Source organism: Variovorax sp. LjRoot290 (genome assembly GCF_964253985.1).
Lineage (GTDB): Bacteria > Pseudomonadota > Gammaproteobacteria > Burkholderiales > Burkholderiaceae_C > Variovorax.
Genome location: NZ_CAXURW020000001.1, coordinates 5,581,116 through 5,599,630 on the forward strand (window position 1 = coordinate 5,581,116; position 18,515 = coordinate 5,599,630).

Here is an 18,515-nt window from a genome sequence, read left to right on the forward strand (position 1 = left end):
GATGGAGTGCAGCTTCGGGGCGCCGCTTCGACCCAACGTTGGCTGATGCATACCGGAGCACTGGCGCCAAGCAGCGGTTGATCGGCGAGTTTGCATGCGGCGTGCACCCGGGATTGCGAGCACCGCTTGGAGGCACCCCGGGGCACGGCGAGCAAGGCATTAGTTAGCGCCGCAAATCGTTACTGCCTCAGCGCTCCGCACCCTTGCGCTGGGCCCGAGCTTCTCCTTGGGCCGTTCGGCTCAGAACGACTCGCGCTGTGCGCCAGACAATAACCAGATCAAGCCACAAGCTTCGCTTACGGACGTACTGGCAGCAATGCTCTAGCTTGGCCGGCAGGATCTCCCGAATGTAGAGTTCTTCCGGGTCTTCCGCGGCGGCGAGCACCGCACTCTCGTCTCGGTAGGCAATCGAGGCAAAATCAGTGATGCCGGGTCGCACGCTCAAGATGAGATCCCGCGCTTCGCGCGGATACAGCGCGATGTAGCGGGACACCTCGGGTCTCGGGCCCACGACGCTCATGTCGCCGATCAGCACATTAACGAATTGAGGAAGCTCGTCGAGTTTGTATCGACGCAGGAAAACTCCCGCTCGCGTGATGCGCGAATCGGCCCCGACCGTGATCTGAGGGCCTTGTTCGGCAGCACCGACCCGCATCGTTCTGAACTTGTAGATCGCAAAAGGCCGACCCCGTAAACCGACGCGCTCCTGGTGAAACAGAACCGGCCCTCGCGAATCGAGCTTGATCCACAGGGCAGTGGCCGCGAGTACGGGTGCGGATATCAGCAATGCGCACAGCGCAAAGACGATATCGAACACTCGCTTGAGCATCAGCCGAGTACCTCGCGCAAGGCAGCAATCACCCGGTCCTGATCGCCGTCGGACATCGCGGTGAACAAGGGAATGCTCACCATCGATTGATAGGCCGCATCGGAGTACGGGAACATCGCAGGGGTGAGCGCGTAACGATCGCGCCAGTAAGGCTGCCGGTGGAGCGGCACATAGTGCACGCTGGTGCCTATGCCGCAGTCGGACAGCGCCTGCACCAGTTCGTCTCGCGTCACCTTGGCAGTTGGGGCGAGGCGAATTACATAGAGATGCCAGGCGTGCACCTCACCCGCCGGAGGGCCTGCAGGACAGATCAGCGGCAAAGAGCTCAGCGCCTCGCGGTAGCGCGCTGCCAGGTATTGCCGGCGCTCGAGAAACCGCGGCAACTTGGTCAACTGCACCAGTCCGATCGCTGCGGCAATGTCCGTGAGGTTGTACTTGAAACCTGGGGCAATCACCTCGTAGTACCAGGCGGGCGTCTTCGACTGGAAACGATCGAAGGCATCGCGATTGATACCGTGCAGGCGCATGACTTTCATGCGCTCGGCAAGCGCACTGCCGCGGGTGACGACCATGCCGCCTTCGCCGGTGGTGATCGTCTTGTTGGCGTAGAAGCTGAAGACGGTGACGTCGGAGCCCAGAGTTCCGACCAGCTGGCCAGCGGAGGTGGTAGGCAACGCATGCGCCGCATCCTCCACCACCTTCAACTTGTGAGCTTGCGCCAACGCCAGCAGCGCAGGCATGTCCGCGGCAAGACCTGCGTAGTGCACCGGCATGATGGCCTTGGTGCGTGGCGTGATCGCCGCCTCGACAAGTCGCGGGTCGATGCACAGTGTGACGGGGTCGACATCCACCAGCACCACGTCGGCACCGAGGTAACGAACCACTTCCGCGGTGGCAGTGAAAGTGTGCGTGGTCGTGATCACCTCGTCCCCCGGGCCGATATCGAGTGCCTCGAGCGCAAGGTGAAGGCCAGCCGTGGCCGAGTTGACTGCCAGGCAATGCAGCGCCGGGTCACCGAGAAACGCACCAAATGCGTCTTCGAAACGCTTGGTCTTCGGTCCGGTCGTGACCCAGCCTGACTTCAGCGCGCTTGCGATTTCGGCGAGTTCCTCATCGCCGAGTTCGGGCAGTGCGAACGGCAGGAATGGGGCTTCTTCTGGCATGGCTTCAGGATTTGGCGATCCACGCGAGCACATGCGTGCGCAGCACGGGAACAGTATTGATCAAGGTGTAGAGAGAAGGATGCACAGCAGCTACGCGCCGCGCGATCGGCGGAGCCAGTGTGATGCGCTGGGCCTGCATTTTCCCCTGCGGGAAGAGCTCACGAACGCGTTTGAGTGGTACACCGCGCACGTCGGAATTGCCGGGGTTATTGACGGTGAAGTCGTACCACAGCACGCCGCCGCCGGGCTTCACCCATCGCCACATGGCGTCGGCCAAGCGTTGCTGGAACGCGTCGTCGAGCAGCGAGGAGAACACCGTGGACTGCAGCACGACATCCTGGCTCACTGATGGCACATCGACTTCGCAAGCGTCGCCGCAGGTGAGGCGAAGCCCCGGCGGCAGCACGTCTCTGGCTTGCGCGTGACGCTCTTCCAAGAGCTCTACCCCCTGAAGCTTGTGAGGGTCGAAACCGAAGCGTAGCAACTCGAGCAGATTGCCGCCTGAACCGGAGCCAACTTCCAGCAGCGCGATCGTGGAAAGATCTTGCCAACCCAAACGACGAAACAGCCGCAGCATCTTCCGCTGGCGCTCGTGAACCGACTGCCATACCGACGGGTTCAGCGGGTTGTAGCGCCAGTCGACACCGTGGACTGGTCGCCGGGCATAGCGCTGGCGAACCGCAGCAATTTCCGCCGAGTCCTCTGTCATGCCAACGCCTCCACGAAGCGCTTCGCCAAAGTTGGCCAAGTGTAATGACGCCGCACGTACTCTCGGCCCCTGCGCCCCATTGCATGCCTCGCCTCGACATCGATCTTCGCCAAGGCGCGCAACCCGTCGGCGATCGCAGTCGGCGACTCGGCTGACACCGACAGCCCGCAACCGGCCTCCTGGACCGGATCGTTGCCTGCCTCGATGGCGCTGAGCACCACACAGCCGCCCATCATGTAATCCATCAGCTTGTTGGGGGCAATGCCAAAGCGAAACAGCGGAACGCGCTGCAAGCCGATGTAGGCCACATCCGCAGCGGCCAACAGCGAAGAAATTTGACGCTTCGGAATGGGCGCGAACATGCGCACCTGGGTCAGCCCTTCGGATGCCAGCCGCCGCAACAGCCTTTCACGCTCGGCTCCGTCCCCCACGAGCACAAAGCTGAACCGCTCTTTGGTCAACAGCGCAGCAGCGTCGAGTAGCGAATCCAGCGCGTTTGCCAATCCATGCGCGCCGGCGTACACCACCACCAGCCGCCCCTCGCCGCGAACCTGCCGAATGTGCTGCGCAAGTTCCGGCGCAAGAGCTTCGCCGGCCTGATCCCACTCTTCGGTCTGCACACCGTTGGGCACGATGTGCAGCTTGGCCAGATCAAGCCCGTGCGCGGCCAGATGGTCGTGGACTTTGGGGAGCATGGACACCACCACATCAGCTCGCCTACAGGCGAAATCTTCGGCTGCCTGGCATATCGCAATGAACGGGTGCCGAGCCGACATGCCGTTGAGCTCCATCGGCGAGAGCGGCCACAGGTCGTGCACTTCGTGGACCAGCTTCGCCGAAGCCAGCCGTGCGATGCGATGTGCCGGCCAGATATCCATGGGGTAAGTGCTGGACGCCACCACTACATCAGGCTGAAAGTCGCGTGCGAGCTGCTTGGCATTCCACATGAGTTGAGAGCAAAAGGAGGCGATGTTCAGCGCCCGAGCGATCCCGTTTCCGCGGTACCGGGAAGTCCGGTACCAAAGATAGTCCACGCCGTCGATCGACTCCCGGTGCGTACGTTCACAGAGTTCCGGCTGGACGCTGCGCACGTGCGAGTGTGAAGCCGCCACGATGCACACGGCATGGCCGGACCGAACCCATTCGCGCGCCAGGTAGTAGGGCCGATACTCCATGCCATGCTGCAAGGAACCCGCGTAGTGGTTGATGAGCAGGATCTTCACCCCTGCGATCCTCGCAAGATGTCTGCAATGCGCCGAGCGGCATCGCCCTCCCCATAAGGGCGCACCGGCTCGCCCGAGGTGCCCAGGGCCGAGCGGAAAGCAGCCCGCAATGCCGCTGCCGAGGTAGGCGGCGCCAGGCGATTCCATCCAGCATCGACCAGTTCGACCCATTCGGTTTCGTCACGCAGCGTGACGCACGGCTTCTGGAAGAAGAAGGCCTCCTTCTGCACGCCGCCTGAATCGGTGATCACCATCTCCGCCGACTGCTCCATCTCGATCATGTCGAGATAACCCAGGGGTTCGACACAATGCAGTCCCGTCTTTGCGTTCACGTCCAGGCCGAGCTTCGCAAGCACGCCTCGCGTGCGCGGGTGCAGCGGCCACACCACATCGATCTCGCCGGACAGCACGCTCAACGCCTCGACGATCGCGCGCAGCCGCAGCGGCTCGTCGGTGTTCTCGGCACGGTGAATGGTTACCAGCACGAACGGACGCCTCGACAAAGCAGCAAGCGCCAAGGGACGCTCGCTGCGAGCGAGCGCCACCGCGGCGAAGTACAGCGCAGCGTCGTACATCACATCCCCAACAAGGTGGACCTGCGAGCCAGCGATTCCCTCACGCTGAAGATTGACCGCTGCAGTTTCCGTCGGGGCAAACAGCCAATGCGAGACATGGTCGGTCAGCACGCGGTTGATTTCCTCGGGCATGCGTCGATTGAACGAGCGCAAGCCAGCCTCGACGTGCGCCACCGGGATATGCAGTTTTGCCGCGGCGAGGGCTCCGGCCAAGGTCGAATTGGTGTCGCCATACAGCAGCACGGTATCAGGCCGCTCATACACCAGCACCTCTTCGATGCCTGCGAGCTGTGCCCCGGTCATCGCGCCGTGGAGACCGCCGCTTACGCCGAGATTCCAATCGGGGGCAGGAATTCCGAGCTCTCGGAAGAACACGCTCGACATGTTGTCGTCGAAGTGTTGGCCGGTGTGTAGCAAACGCTCTTGTACCCCAGCAGACTGCAGCAACCTTGCGCTCAAAGTCGCGGCCTTTATGAACTGCGGGCGCGCGCCAACGATGGTGATGATATTCATGACGAATCGCTTCTAGCTTCAATCAGCGACGCAATGCAGCCCAGCTTGCTGTGCTTGCGCATCTTCGCCCCGCTGCAGGAGAGGTCGCTAATGCAAAAAATCACCTGTCGGAGCGGAGGTGTTGGCACGCTGTGTGTTCCTTCACTGGTTCCTCTGCCGCAGCAGACTGCTCGCGAGCGCTTGATCGTGTCAACATCAAACCCCATCGTGCCAGATCGTCTCGACGAACCAGCCCCACGAACAGCGTTGTACCCAACAGCAATGCTACGAGCAGTGCTTTGAGTGCCAATACGGCGTCTGCGCCCCATGGCGATCTTTCCAACAGTAGGTCAAGCGCGATACACACTCCATAGGCAACAATGGCTGCTACCACCGCCCGCATGCGCAGCGGCAGGGAATAAAGCCGCTGACTGGCGCGAAGCCACAACATGAGAAACACGATCGCTGCCGCGCAGGTGGCCACTGCTGCACCCAATGCACCCCAGCGGGGGATCAGCAGCGCATTGAGGCCGATTGACACCGCCGCACTGATCGCCGTGAGCATCAGCTGCCAACCTGTACGCCGCTCTATCGCGATACCCGGCAGAAAGATGTACATCTGGGTCATCAACGCCGCCGGAGCCAACCACGGAAGCAGTACGGCAGAAGCGGCATAGTCGGGCGTCGTGATCCAGCTCAAGACTTCACGCGCGTAGACGCTGAAAGCCAAACAGGCCACGAGAGCTGCCGCGATGAAGGCCTCGAGAATGCGTGCAAGCTGTCGCGGCACACCCTGCTCGCGATGGTGGACATAGATGAGGGGCGTCAGCGCACCCTGGAACCCAACGATGAGCAAAGTAGTCAGGCCGGCGATTCGGGAAGCGACGCCGAACACAGCGACTTCGTCCAATGACGACAGGGCGTTGAGCATCAAGCGGTTCAAATAGAAGCTGCAGAAAATTGCCAAGCCAGCCGGCATGAGCGGCAGCGAAAACCTCAACATTCGGGCCAGTCTCTTGCCATCAAAGGTCAGCTCAAGACTGCGCCGTAGCAGCACCAGGCTGGTCAGGCTGGCCACCGCAGCTGCCGCAGCCTGCCCCCACAAAACACCTTGCAGACCGCCCCACTTTCCCAAAACCGCGCCCAGAATCAGCGTCAGCCCTGCATACAGCATGCTGACGACCGCATAGGCGCCTGGCCGCAGCTCCCAGCGAAACTGACTTTGCAGTTGCAGAAATACGGCGTTCAGGGCGATGAACAGCAGGCCAGCCCGCATCACCGGCTCGAGTTCAGTGCTGCCAAGCAGGCCCTTCGCGAGCGACGCGGCAGCGAAAAGTGCGACGATCAGAAACGCGGCGTGGACAAGCAATGTGAACAGCAAGGCAGTGCTCGCCAATCGCCGACGTGCCGTCGCTTCCGGTTCTTCGGCCCAGTCTCGGGCCATGCCTTGGCCAACTTCGAGCGCTACGACAAGATTGACGAGCAGCCCGAAAGTGAAGACCAGATCGAGAGCGCCGTACTCCGCCGGGGCCAACAACCGCGTGTACAACGGCACGAGCAGGAACGACAGCCCGCGCGACGCGATGGCGGCAAGTGCGTAGATTGCGCCATCGCGCATCAACTCGCGGATCAAATGGCCCCCCGGGTGGTGCCCTCTAAGCATGGCAAATTGACTCCGGCCCACGCCGCAAACGCAGACTCCAGCTTCGGCTTGTCGGTAAGTGCAAGCGCCGCAATCCCTCCATGCTGGACCAGTTCGCGAACGCGCTCCCGCGCCTTGTCCTCGGGCAAACCGCATCCGGCTAGATAGCGTATTGATGAAGGATCCAGCCACCAGGCTGGCGGCACATCTCCGAGCAGAATGCGCAGCAGTCGCTCCGCCACTCGCTCGCAGGCCCATTCGGTCTGAACAAAGTTCTTCGCCGCCTGGCCCAGCGCATGGCGTGCATCGGCATCCGCAACGAGTTCTTCCAATGCCACCTCGAAGAAATCAGGATCCACGAATCGCGTCGGCGGTTGCGGCAGGCCATTCAACGCCTGACGCAGCTCACGCGAGAAAAATCCCCCAACGAGTGCGGGCTTGCCAAGCTGGGCTGCTTCCGTGGCAAGGCCCGCCATCGGCGTGTCGGAGAAGAGCTGGTCAACGACCAGGTCACACTGCTGCAGCGCGTCGAGCACCGCGCTATTGTTTGCCCCGTTCAGTGTCAGCAGTTCGACAGCGAATCCTCGCGCCTTCAAACTTTGCACCGCGGCCTCGATGCGTCTTGTGCCTTTGACCGCAGGATGAGATGGGCTGTGCAACAGGTACACCGTCGTTCCGGTGCGCGGCGCGTCGGCCGGCGAACCGTGCGAATCACCGTTGGTGGTTGAGGCGCCATCTACCTGCGCTTCGAGACTACGCGGAAAACCAAGCGCAAACCAATTGACGACCGGTCGCTCGTGGAAATGAGCCGTGCCCGGAGCATTGACGCAGACAGTCGCACCAAGCTCCAGACGGCGCACCTTGCGCTTCTGGCGCCGCGTGGCACGCTTCATTGCCCGTGGCGTCGACGCTGGGTAGGTACCGTTGATATATGGAGGCCGAGCATCGGAACCGACGAAGATAACAACGACCGGTCTCTGCAGCAGCCGCAGCAACCACAGTTCGAACTTGGTGTTGGTCAATGTCTTGCCAGCCAGAAACACGAATGCCTGATAACGCCAAAGCGCCCAACACAGCACCGGCCAGCCCAGCGTCAGATGAACGAGCGCCAATGGCGCTTTTAGCCACAGGTGCCGCATTGGCAGGCGGCGGCATAGTGTGCCCGTCCACTTCCAACAGCGCACCAGCAGTGCATCCGGCTCCGTTGCGCCGTAGCCGAAAGGATGCGCCGCTTCCAGCACTATTTCCGCGGTCACCCCGATGCGCTCAAAACCCGCTCGTAACCCCTGCGCTATGCCAGCCACTTCTGTGGGGCCGATGAACACTTTCATCGAATGCTCATCGGGCTAGGCATCAGTGCCGGGCTCATCACGCTGCCGGCGCAGTTCTTCTTTCAAGCGCGCCACGAATGCTTCAGTGACGCTCCCAACACTCTTCGCGGGTGCGCCGGCAACGATATCGCCGGCAGGAACGTCGTCGCTGACGCACGACATCGGCAACACCACCGCACCATCGCCGATGCGCACACCGGGATTGATCACGCTGTGGCCCACGATGTAGCAACCTGCGCCGATGTGCGTTGGACGTCGAACGACATGCGCCCCGCCAGGTCGATTCTCGTGAAGCAAATTGGCCAGTACGCTTGTATGCGTCCAAACATAGACGCCAACACCGATGGTGCTGTGGTCGCCGATGCTGAGGCCGCCTGACGCATCGAGGTAAGCGTTCTCACCGATCCAAACGTGTTCACCGCACTTTAGTTTTTCTGCTTGGAGGATCTTCGTGTTCTCCCGGACGCGGCAGCTAGCAGGTAGCCCGAACAGACGCGCACGCTCGTCGTCGGTCAACAACTGCGCCATAAAGCGGCGCACGATATCCTCGCGCAGACCCCGATTACGATCCGTGTCGAGCATTGCAGCCGATACTTCGACAAGCAGACGATCTGCGTCTGGATAGATCTTCTTTAGAAAGTCCATCATCAAGCGGACCTCTGGCTAAGTTCAATGGCGCGACCGAGTGCGGCGACGACGCGACCAACTTCTTCTGAACCGTACTGTTCGCAGAACGGCAGGGCCAACCCCTGCCGATACAGACGTCGAGCATGGCGCATGTCGTCTTCCGACGCGGCAAGCCCGTGAAACGGCGGTAGCTCGGACAAACACTGAGCACCCAGATTTCCTTCAATGCCGTCAGCGGCCAGTGCCTTGATAACTGCCGCTCGATCCAGCCAATCAGCCAGCACGACCATATAAGTCTGCCAGCTGTGCCCCTCGCAAGAGGCCGGCCTGATGAGATACCCCGAAGCGGCGAACGATTGGAGGGCTTCGTGGTATGACGTGGCGAGCTCGCGTCGCGCTGCGATCCAGTCACCCAGGTGCGGCAACTGTGCCCTCCCGAGCGCTGATTGCAAGTTGGTGAGTCGATAGTTGTATCCGGCTTCGTGGAAAACCATGCCTGCACTGGTGCGCTCCATGCCGTGGCTCCGCAGCCGCCGGAGGCGGCGCACCAAGTCGCCGGAGTCGGATATCAACAGGCCGCCTTCACCCGTGGTCAGCGTCTTGCGCGGATGCAGCGAGAAGCAGCCAACAGCGCCAAACGTGCCCACCGGACGTCCCCCGCTCTGCGCTCCTATCGCGCAGGCAGCATCTTCGATGACCACCAAGCCTTCTTTCTCAGCCCACGCTGATAGCTCAACCATGTCCGCAGGGTGGCCAAACTCGTGAACCGGTATCACTGCGCGCAGGCGCGTTCCGTCGCGTCGTGAGCGCCAGCGCCCCAAAGCCGCACTGGCGCTTGCCGGGGTGATGCAATACGACGACGGGTCCACGTCAACGAGAACCGGCTGTGCGCCCACCAGTTTCACAACGTTGCCAGTTGCGGGGAAGGTGAAGTTGGGCACCAGTACTGAATCACCCGCCCCGATGCCAAGCGCCATCAGCGCCAGGTGCAATGCAGCGGTACCTGACGACACCAGAACGGCATGGCGAGCCCCCAGGTGCTGGGCGAGTTCAGCTTCGAATGCTTCGCCTTCAGCTCCATGAACCAGTTGCCCGCTACGCAACACCGCCACTGTGCGATCGATCGCCTCTTGTGGCAGATTGGGTATGGAGAGGCGCAATATTGACTGGGGCATGACCTCTTGCGCTCAGGTGTTGAAGATGGAAGCAAGCGGTGGAAGTTGCCCCTCGTTTGCCGCGATCCACTGCATGGTGCGTCGCAGGCCCTCGTCGAGGTCAACCGCCGCCTCAAAGTCGATCATTTCTTTCGCCTTGTCGACTCTCGGTATGCGAAGTTCGATATCGGCCGATAGCGCTGGCCTAAAGAGGATTCGGGAGCGCGCGCCTGCGATGCGACATACTGATTCGGCGAGGCCGTAGATGGTTGTCACGGCCCGCGCGTTGCCAATGTTGAAGGACTCGCCTACAGCTGCGGGATGCTCCAAGGCGCAGAGCACGCCGTTCACCATATCGTCGACAAAGCACCAGGCGCGAATCTGGCTGCCGTCGCCGAAGATGAGAAGGTCTTCGTTCTTCAGCGCCTTGCGTATAAAAATGGACAGCGCACCTTCACCGGTCTGGCCAGGTCCGTAGACATTGAATGGTCGGACAGTAACTGTTGGAAGGTTGTACTGCTTGTAGTAGGCGTGGGCGAGGTGTTCACCCGCCAGTTTTGAAACTGCGTAGGTCCAGCGCGCCTCACCCACAGCACCGGTCACGGTGTCCGAGAGCTCGCTGACCTTGAATGCCTGAGAGCCGAAAACTTCAGAAGTCGAGAATTCCAGGAAACGGTCGATGCCGCCGACCTGCTGCGCCGCTTCGAGGGCATTGGCTGTGCCGATCATGTTCACGCGCATCGTCGAAACAGGGTTCCGAACAGTCGACTCGATGCCGGCGATGGCTGCGGCGTGAACGACGATCTGCGCGCCCTGCATCGCGTCTTTCAGCCGCTCGAAATCGAGCACGTCACCCTCGATCTGCGAGACGTTCGGATGCTCGGCATATGGGGTGTCTTTCAGCGTGTTGCGCGTGTAGTTGTCGTACACGACGATGCGGTTCGATTCAGCAAGCCGGGCAATCAATGTGCTTGCGATGAACCCTGCGCCACCTGTTATAAAAATCGTCTTACCTTCAATCATCCTGGAGTGTCCTTAAGAAGGCATTACGTTGTTGACCTGTGGCGCGGCAAAGATCGGGCCAGCGCATCGATCACAGTATCCTGCTGCGTCGACGATAGGTCTGCGCTCATCGGCAGGCTCACGACGCGCGACGCAGCCAATACGCTTTCAGGGCATTCGTCGGAGTTTCCGTATCTCGCGTAAGCGGGCTGATGATGCAAGGGTACGGGATAGTGCACCGCGGTCGGAATTCCGAACTCCTTCATCATCGCTTGAAGTTGATCTCGCTGTTCGACGAACACCGTGTATTGGGCCCAGACACAGTCGCGATCAGCTCGCACCTCGAGCGTGTCGACGCCCAGACCGGCCAACAGCTCATGATAGCGAATAGCGATCTGTTGGCGACGCTGAAGCTCCCATGGAAAACGCTCCAGCTTCGCGAGCACGACAGCACATTGCAGAGTGTCCATACGCCCACCGACGCCGACGCGGGTGTGGGTGTAGCGCGCGCTCTGCCCGTGAATGCGTATCTCGCGGCTAGCCTGGGCCAGCGCATCGTCATCCGTAAAGAGCGCCCCCCCGTCCCCATAGCACCCGAGCGGCTTGCTTGGGAAGAAGCTGGTGCAACCGATAGTGCTCAAGTTGCAGCTCTTACGGCCCTTGTAGCTGGCGCCAAAGCTCTGCGCCGCGTCTTCGATCACGGCCAAGCCGTGCCGTGTCGCGATGGTGTTGATCGCGTCCATATCGGCAACCTGACCATACAGGCTCACCGGCATGATCGCGCGAGTGCGGGGCGTGATCTTTGCTTTGATCAGCGATGCGTCGATGTTGCAGGTGTCGGCTTCGATATCCACGAAAACAGGCACGCCGCCGAGCAACGAAATCATCTCTGCAGTGGCCGCAAAGGTGAACGGCGTGGTGATGACTTCATCGCCCGGCTTCAGATCGATCGCCATCAGCGCAATCAACAAAGCCTCGGTGCCACTGGCAACCGTGATGCAATGCTTCGCGCCGGTGTACGCCGCGAGCTTGTCTTCCAGTTCCTTGACCTCGGACCCCATGATGTACTGGCCGTGATCCAGCACCCGTTGCATGCGCTCGGAAATCTTGTCCTTCAGTGCCGCGTATTGCGACTTGAGGTCAACGAACTCCAGCTTGTCGCTCATGTCGACACCTCGGCCACCAGTGCACAGACGCCGTCGCGCAAGATGTATTGTTCGCCAGTGACTGGGCACGTCGCCTGCCCGCCGGCAAATTCCAACCGCTCGCCGTGCCGGCTCATCCAGCCCGCAAGCCTAGCAGGCACGCCGAGCATCAACGCAAAGTCCGGCACATCGCGATTCACGACGGCGCCAGCGCCCACAAAAGCATAGCGCCCCACCGTCACGCCGCAGACGATGGTGCTGTTGGCCCCTAATGTCGCGCCCTGACGTACGAGCGTGGGCCGGTACTCGTCTTTCCGACTCACGGTGGACCTGGGGTTGTAGACATTGGTGAAGACCATGCTGGGCCCGCAGAACACATCATCTTCGAGCATCACGGCGTCGTAGACGCTGACGTTGTTCTGGATCTTGACGTTGCTGCCGATGCGAACGTCGTTGCCGATATAAACGTTTTGGCCCAGCGAGCAGTTCTCGCCAATGGTCGCGCCCGCGCTCACATGTACCCAGTGCCAGACACGGGTTCCTTCTCCGATACGGGCACCCGGATCGATGATGGCTGTTTCGTGGACCACGGCGCTCACGAACTCAATCGTTTCAGAAAGGGGTGACTGTCAGAGTGCGCAGGGCTCGGTTGAGCCGTGCGAATGACATGTACGGTTTCAACGGCTTGGCGCGCATCTGCCAAACCGTAGCCCCGCCCGGCCAGAATTTCCTGGTAGCTCACGGTGTGAAGGTCCGTGAACCCTTCGGAAAACTCCAGTTCCTCTTCGTTTACGACGATCGATCGATAGGTCGTCTTCTTGCCCTTGACCTCATCCGGCAAATCGCCTGCATCGATGGAAAGAAACCAGCGCACGCGAGCCCGCTCGTACTCAAGGAAACCTGCAGCCTTGTCGTCGCTGGAGTGGTGCACCACATTGCTCCGCACCCGCCCAAAGATGAAATGCAGCATGTCGAAGAAATGCACACCGATGTTGGTAGCCACGCCGAAGGACTTGCGCGGATCGCCCTTCCAGCTCGCCGCATACCATCTGCCGCGCGACGTGATGTAGGTCAGGTCCACATCAAACTTGGTGTCGGCGGGCGCATTGGCGACCTTCTCGCGCAGCCGGAGAATAGCTTCGTGGTGACGCAACTGAAGAATGGTGAACACGCGTTTCCCGCTTTCACGCTCAACCCGCTCCAGCTCGTCAAGCAGATCAGGTGTTGGCACCAGCGGCTTTTCGCAAATCACATCACAACCGAGGCGCAGGCCCGCTGCGATGTGCGGATGGTGAAGATGATTGGGGGAGCAAATGGACACGTAGTCCAGGGCGGACGACGGTGATCGCTTGAGTTGGTGGCCGTGCTCGTAGAACGATTCGAATTCCGTGAAGAACTCGGCGCTCGGCGCAAGACTGTCGATGATGCCGACCGAATCGTTGATGTCATAGGCCACGGAGAGCCTGTTGCCGGTGTCCTTGATCGCGCGCATGTGTCGCGGTGCGATGTAGCCGGCTGCGCCGATCAGTGCAAAGTTCTTCATCTCTTCAAAGTCTGAATACGGTGAAGCCGGCGTTCGCTGCGTCATGTCGATCGTAGAGCGACTTCACGTCAGCGAGCACGGGTGCGGCGTGGCGGCAGTAGCCGCGCAGCACTTCGGGCGAGAGCGTTCGGTATTCGGTATGTCCCACCGCCACCACCAGAGTATCGACCGGGCTGCTTTCGTCGATGACCTCCAATTCCAGGCCGTATTCGTGCTGCACTTCTTCTGCGTTGGCCCAGGGGTCGCTTACCACGACTTGCGCGCCCCATGCCTGCAACTCGCGCACCAGGTCGACCACCTTGCTGTTGCGGATGTCAGGGCAGTTCTCCTTGAACGTGATGCCTAGTACACCAATTTTGCAACGTGGCACATCCATGCCGGCCTGCAGCATCAGTTTGATGGTGTTGCGCGCTGCATAGCGCGCCATGTTGTCGTTGATGCGCCTCCCCGCCAAAATGATCTGCGGGATGTAGCCGACCTGCTCCGCCTTGTGGGTGAGGTAGTACGGATCGACGCCGATGCAGTGCCCTCCGACAAGACCGGGCCGAAACGGAAGAAAGTTCCACTTGCTTCCCGCCGCCTCCAGCACGTCGAGCGTGTCGATCCCAAGCCTTTCGAACAGGACGGAAAGCTCATTCATTAGCGCGATGTTCAGGTCGCGCTGCGTGTTTTCAATGACCTTGGCGGCCTCGGCCACCTTGATGCTGCTCGCCTTGTACGTGCCTGCCGTGACGATCCTGTTATAGAGGCGGTCAACCGCTTCGGCCACCTCGGGCGTGCTCCCGCTGGTGATCTTCCTGATCTTCGCCAGCGTATTGACCTTGTCACCTGGGTTCACGCGCTCTGGGCTGTAGCCACAGAAGAAGTCCTCGTTGAACACCTTGTTCGAATACTTCTCCAGGGCGGGCACACAGACTTCTTCGGTCGCACCGGGATAAACCGTCGATTCGTAGATAACGACGGCGCCTTGGGGCATGACCCTTGCCACCGTTTCGCTGGCGCTCAGCAAATGGGTGAGATCGGGGCGATTCGCGCTGTCGACTGGGGTCGGCACGGTCACGATGAACACATTGCAGTCGCGCAGATCGGCCGCATCCGCGCTGTATGTCAACCGGTTCGCGTCTCGCAAATCTGCAGGGTCGGTCTCCAACGTTCTATCATGACCGGCCTTGAGCTCTTCGATTCGGCGCTGATTGGTGTCAAAGCCGACGACGGACATCAACTTGCCGAATCCCACTGCCAAGGGAAGGCCGACATACCCGAGTCCGACGATGGCAAGCTTGATCTCTGTGAAGTTCATGTCTTATTCAATCGATGGCGTTTTCGGCTTGTAGCCGGGTACCAGCAAACGCAAAAGATCCTTCATTGCCGCGACGTTGTCGTTGCGCGCGGCGCTCAGCAAAGTCTGCAAATGAACTTTGAGGTCAGGCCAAGCCATGAAGTCTTCTCTGGCGCGAATGATGCGGGGGTGACTGGTGGGCAGAGGATTCTCCCCGATGAGCAGTTCTTCGAACAGTTTTTCGCCGGGGCGCAGCCCGCTATAGGCTATGTCGATATCTCCGGTGGGGCGTGTCTCGCTACGAACTGTCAACCCGGCGAGGGCGATCATTCGTTTTGCGAGATCGAGGATCTTCACCGGCGCTCCCATATCCAAAACGAACAGGTCGCCGCTATCCGCCATGGCTCCGGCGTGCAATACCAGTTGGGCCGCTTCCGGAATGGTCATGAAGTAGCGCGTCACTTCGGGATGGGTCACCGTGAGTGGCCTCCTTTCTGCGATCTGCGAGCGGAAGAGCGGCACCACGCTGCCGCTTGATCCCAGCACGTTGCCGAATCGCACCATCGAAAAGCGAGTCGTGGGGAGCATGGCACCACCCTCACCCGTGCGGACCTCTTCGAACACCGCCCCGCCGCAGCTTGCCAGCGCCTGCAGCACGAGTTCTGCAACCCGCTTCGTCGCACCCATGATGTTGGTCGGGCGAACGGCCTTGTCGGTGGAAACCAAGACAAAATGATCCACGCCGGCGGCCAGCGCTGCGCGGGCTACGTTCAGCGTGCCGAAGACGTTGTTGAGTACGCCTTCGCCGGGGTTGGCTTCGACCATCGGCACATGCTTGTAGGCTGCGGCGTGGTAGATCGACGCGGGCTTGTACGTGACGCATATTTCGGAGATGCGCTCGAAGTTGCACACGCTGGCGAGCAGCGGGATGGTGCGCACCTGGAGCCCGCTGCGTCCTATCAGAAGTTCCAGTTCCTGATGAATTCGATACAGGGCGAATTCGCTGTGATCGATCAACAGGATCTGACTCGGACCCTGCTGCACGATCTGACGGCACAGCTCGCTGCCGATGCTGCCGCCGGCACCCGTGACCAGCACCACCTTGTGCGCGAGCTTGCGCGCCAGCAACTCAAGGTCTGGCGCAACCGGCGGCCGGCCCAGCAAGTCTTCGATATCCAGATCGCGAAAGTCCTGCACCGTGACGCGGCCACTGGCCAAGTCGGCCAGACCCGGAAGTGTACGGATGCGGACCGGCAGCGCGGACAGACGTTCGATGATCTGGTTGCGCCTTTCGCGGCTGGCGCTGGGCAACGCCAGCAAAATGTCGGTCACCGCGAACTTGCTCGCGAAAGCCGGCACGGCGGCCGGCGACATGACCGGCACGCGGTTGATGGTACGACCCGCCTTGCGCTCGTCATCGTCGACGAAGCCGAGCAGGGTGTACTGCTGAGCGCTGGCCAGGGCGGCCGCCGTCTGCGCACCGGCGCTTCCTGCGCCGTAGATCAACAAGCGGCTTGACGTACGAGCGGTGTTGGCCATCAGCCAGTGCCAGGCCAACGTCCGGCTCCCGGCGACCAGCAGCAGAAGAATGAGCGGCTGCAGAACGCTCAGGCTGCGGGGTATGCCCTCCCATAGATAGAGCGCAATCACGGCGGGAAGAAAGAGCAGGCCGTAAATCGTAACGGCTTTGCTCGTTGCAAGGATCGCGGCCAAACCGGTGTAGCGAAAAATCGCGCGGTACAGACCAAACTTCACAAAGACGGGAATCGACAGCAAGGGAGCGATCGCGTACACCGCCCATTCCATTCCCACGGGCCGGTGCCAAGTGTCCAGCCGGAGCGTAAACGCGAGCCAGGTCGCCATCAATGCCAAGCACAGGTCGAGCCCAACCACAACCATCCGCTTGCGGGAACGGGGCCAACCGAGGATGGTTTCTTGCACTTTGCCTTCAGGCTGCGTTTGACTTGGATCGACGTGGTTCGAAATGGCCGTGTAGCCGATCGCTAGGGACTGACGGCCTGCGTCGACTGGACTGCAGCGGGCCATTCGATGCCTGCCAATTGTGGATGCAACTTCTGTGCTTGTTCCCATCTTGAAGGGCCGGACGCACACTGCTCCCGCGGAACGATGTGGCACATCTTTATCAGCCAGTCGCGCGCCTCACGCGGCTGCTGGTTCAGCCCAAGCAGAATTGCTAGCGTCATGAAATTGCGGGAACTTGGCCATATGACAGTAACCTCTCGCGCCCACTGGAGCTCAGGCAAGGAAGCCCCTGCAACGGGCTCGAACTTCATAAAACGCTGTACCTCGCGCAAATCGGTTAGCAACAGTACCTCTGGCGCCTCCGCCGCACGGCTGTTCTGAATCTGTGCTCTCTCCAATTGCAAGGCTGCATACGCCGCCTCCACCCGGAAGTAATCACGCACGACTAGCCCCAGCACAATTGCCCCCAAACACCAGGTTCCGAACAGCACCCAACGCCCAGTCCACCGTGAGGGCTGCCCCAAGGGGCAAATCTTCAAGCCCGCATTCAAGGCACCCATCGCCAGTCCGGTTGGCAAGAGAAAGTAGGCGTAGTGCAGCGGTAATTCCAGCATCGCATGTATCCCGACCACCAACACCATCAGTAGATACAAAGCTTCCTCCGGTCGACGCACCCGACGCACGGCCGTTATCAACCAAGCCAGCACACAACCCGTCAACAGGACGCCAAGAGGAATTCCCGCCCACAGCACGAAGTCGAGAAATAGATTGTGCGACTGAAAAAACGGAATATGCAGAGCCGGATGGCGCTCGGCCACAGCCGCTTGGGCCGGCAGCACCTGATTCCAGCCGTAGCCCGCCCAGGGTCGCTGCCAAGCCGCACCCAACAACATTCGCCACAACTCGGGCCTCAATTCATGACCAAGACGCTCCACCATCGATCCGGGTACGTTGAGCATCAAGGCCCGCCGAAGCGGTTCCAGTAGCAGCAACACCGCACCATAGAACGCAGCCAAGCCGAGGGCATATCGGTGGACAGGCCGCGCGCCCCACAGCTTCCTCCACCACCAAGCGGCCAGCACCATGACCAGCAACCCCAGCATGCCGGCGCGCGATTGCGTCAACGCCAGACCAATCAGCAAAAACGCCGCGGCGAGCAAAGCTGCGGCGAGCCCCAACTGCCTGCGCCAAACACCCCAGCCGCAGGCCAGCAAGCCCCAGAGGAGCAAGGTGGCAAGTTGGTTGGGCTGCGACATATTGGCATAGGGGCGAGCGCCATCTGAACCGACCGTCCAGACATCCAGGGTGCCGCGGTCGGCCGATCCCAGCCATTGCTGGAGTTGCAGTGCCACCGAAATGATCGCGGCGATACCAATGGCCGAAAACAAGATATCGCCCATCCAGACGGGTCGCCAGCCTTGCCACCGCTGGCCTACCATCAGAGCCAGCAGGAATCCCGCTATATACGCGCTGGCGATCCAGGCCTGCCCAGCAAACGGCAAAAGCCCGAAAGCATATTGCGCAAAAGGCAGCGGAACCAGAAGCGCGACGATCAGTACCAAGCCGTCCCAAATGACGACCTGCCGCGCCCGCACCATGACCACCAGCCCGATCAGCGCCAGCACCGTCGCAATCCAAGCGTCGCAATGAAACGAAGTCCATGGCTTCGAGTGATTGGGCAACAACCAAGCCAACGAGAGCGAGGCGGAGGCCATGGCTGCCCAGACGGGCGCGAGTGAGGTTTGGGACAGTCGATTCATCAAGCTAGGCGATATTTGAACTTCGCCATAAAAAAAAGCCCCGATTGGGGCTTTTTTT

16 protein-coding genes are annotated in these 18,515 nt (G+C 60.9%); all 16 read right to left on the reverse strand.

Translation table 11 applies throughout. The annotated features are described in order from the left end of the window. Positions 1-187 precede the first annotated feature (187 nt). The 16 genes from ACSQ9A_RS27525 to ACSQ9A_RS27600 all read right to left on the reverse strand — a co-directional run bounded on the left by ACSQ9A_RS27525 (position 188) and on the right by ACSQ9A_RS27600 (position 18,412). Positions 188-829 (reverse strand): sugar transferase, encoded by a 642-nt coding sequence (locus tag ACSQ9A_RS27525; protein ID WP_436306023.1) that lies wholly within the window; start codon positions 827-829, stop codon positions 188-190. Further along, positions 829-1,992 (reverse strand): DegT/DnrJ/EryC1/StrS family aminotransferase, encoded by a 1,164-nt coding sequence (locus ACSQ9A_RS27530; RefSeq protein WP_436306024.1) that lies wholly within the window; start codon positions 1,990-1,992, stop codon positions 829-831. The genes ACSQ9A_RS27525 and ACSQ9A_RS27530 overlap by 1 nt, the downstream gene beginning before the upstream one ends. Positions 1,993-1,996: 4 nt before the next feature. After that, positions 1,997-2,701 carry a class I SAM-dependent methyltransferase gene (locus ACSQ9A_RS27535; RefSeq protein ID WP_436306025.1) on the reverse strand — a complete coding sequence of 235 codons (705 nt, stop codon included), beginning with the start codon at positions 2,699-2,701 and terminating at the stop codon, positions 1,997-1,999. Next, a complete protein-coding gene (locus tag ACSQ9A_RS27540) occupies positions 2,698-3,924 on the reverse strand; it encodes a glycosyltransferase family 4 protein (protein ID WP_436306026.1) in 1,227 nt (408 codons plus the stop codon). Before ACSQ9A_RS27540 ends, ACSQ9A_RS27535 begins: the two co-directional genes overlap by 4 nt. Then, the gene (gene wecB, locus ACSQ9A_RS27545; RefSeq protein WP_436306027.1) at positions 3,921-5,012 is read right to left on the reverse strand and encodes a non-hydrolyzing UDP-N-acetylglucosamine 2-epimerase; all 1,092 of its coding nucleotides are present in this window, start codon (positions 5,010-5,012) and stop codon (positions 3,921-3,923) included. Before wecB ends, ACSQ9A_RS27540 begins: the two co-directional genes overlap by 4 nt. A 100-nt stretch (positions 5,013-5,112) precedes the next feature. Continuing rightward, positions 5,113-6,624: a lipopolysaccharide biosynthesis protein gene (locus ACSQ9A_RS27550; RefSeq protein WP_436306028.1), complete on the reverse strand. Its 1,512-nt coding sequence runs from the start codon at positions 6,622-6,624 to the stop codon at positions 5,113-5,115. Then, positions 6,621-7,964: a glycosyltransferase gene (locus ACSQ9A_RS27555; protein ID WP_436306029.1), complete on the reverse strand. Its 1,344-nt coding sequence runs from the start codon at positions 7,962-7,964 to the stop codon at positions 6,621-6,623. The genes ACSQ9A_RS27550 and ACSQ9A_RS27555 overlap by 4 nt, the downstream gene beginning before the upstream one ends. A gap of 15 nt (positions 7,965-7,979) precedes the next feature. Next, the gene (locus ACSQ9A_RS27560) at positions 7,980-8,612 is read right to left on the reverse strand and encodes an acyltransferase (protein WP_436306373.1); all 633 of its coding nucleotides are present in this window, start codon (positions 8,610-8,612) and stop codon (positions 7,980-7,982) included. After that, positions 8,612-9,766 (reverse strand): DegT/DnrJ/EryC1/StrS family aminotransferase, encoded by a 1,155-nt coding sequence (locus ACSQ9A_RS27565; protein WP_436306030.1) that lies wholly within the window; start codon positions 9,764-9,766, stop codon positions 8,612-8,614. The genes ACSQ9A_RS27560 and ACSQ9A_RS27565 overlap by 1 nt, the downstream gene beginning before the upstream one ends. 12 nt (positions 9,767-9,778) lie before the next feature. Continuing rightward, positions 9,779-10,768, reverse strand: a complete 990-nt coding sequence (locus tag ACSQ9A_RS27570) for an NAD-dependent epimerase/dehydratase family protein (RefSeq protein ID WP_436306031.1) — start codon at positions 10,766-10,768, stop codon at positions 9,779-9,781. A 23-nt stretch (positions 10,769-10,791) separates the two neighbouring features. After that, positions 10,792-11,901, reverse strand: a complete 1,110-nt coding sequence (locus ACSQ9A_RS27575; protein WP_436306374.1) for a DegT/DnrJ/EryC1/StrS family aminotransferase — start codon at positions 11,899-11,901, stop codon at positions 10,792-10,794. A gap of 8 nt (positions 11,902-11,909) precedes the next feature. Beyond that, on the reverse strand, positions 11,910-12,491 hold the full coding sequence (locus ACSQ9A_RS27580) for a DapH/DapD/GlmU-related protein (protein WP_436306032.1): 582 nt from the start codon (positions 12,489-12,491) through the stop codon (positions 11,910-11,912). After that, positions 12,488-13,435: a Gfo/Idh/MocA family protein gene (locus ACSQ9A_RS27585; protein ID WP_436306033.1), complete on the reverse strand. Its 948-nt coding sequence runs from the start codon at positions 13,433-13,435 to the stop codon at positions 12,488-12,490. Before ACSQ9A_RS27585 ends, ACSQ9A_RS27580 begins: the two co-directional genes overlap by 4 nt. 4 nt (positions 13,436-13,439) lie before the next feature. Then, positions 13,440-14,735 carry a nucleotide sugar dehydrogenase gene (locus ACSQ9A_RS27590; RefSeq protein WP_436306034.1) on the reverse strand — a complete coding sequence of 432 codons (1,296 nt, stop codon included), beginning with the start codon at positions 14,733-14,735 and terminating at the stop codon, positions 13,440-13,442. A gap of 3 nt (positions 14,736-14,738) precedes the next feature. Beyond that, positions 14,739-16,655 carry a polysaccharide biosynthesis protein gene (locus tag ACSQ9A_RS27595; RefSeq protein ID WP_436306035.1) on the reverse strand — a complete coding sequence of 639 codons (1,917 nt, stop codon included), beginning with the start codon at positions 16,653-16,655 and terminating at the stop codon, positions 14,739-14,741. Between the two features lie 62 nt (positions 16,656-16,717). Further along, positions 16,718-18,412: a Wzy polymerase domain-containing protein gene (locus tag ACSQ9A_RS27600; RefSeq protein WP_436306036.1), complete on the reverse strand. Its 1,695-nt coding sequence runs from the start codon at positions 18,410-18,412 to the stop codon at positions 16,718-16,720. Between the last annotated feature and the right edge of the window lie 103 nt (positions 18,413-18,515).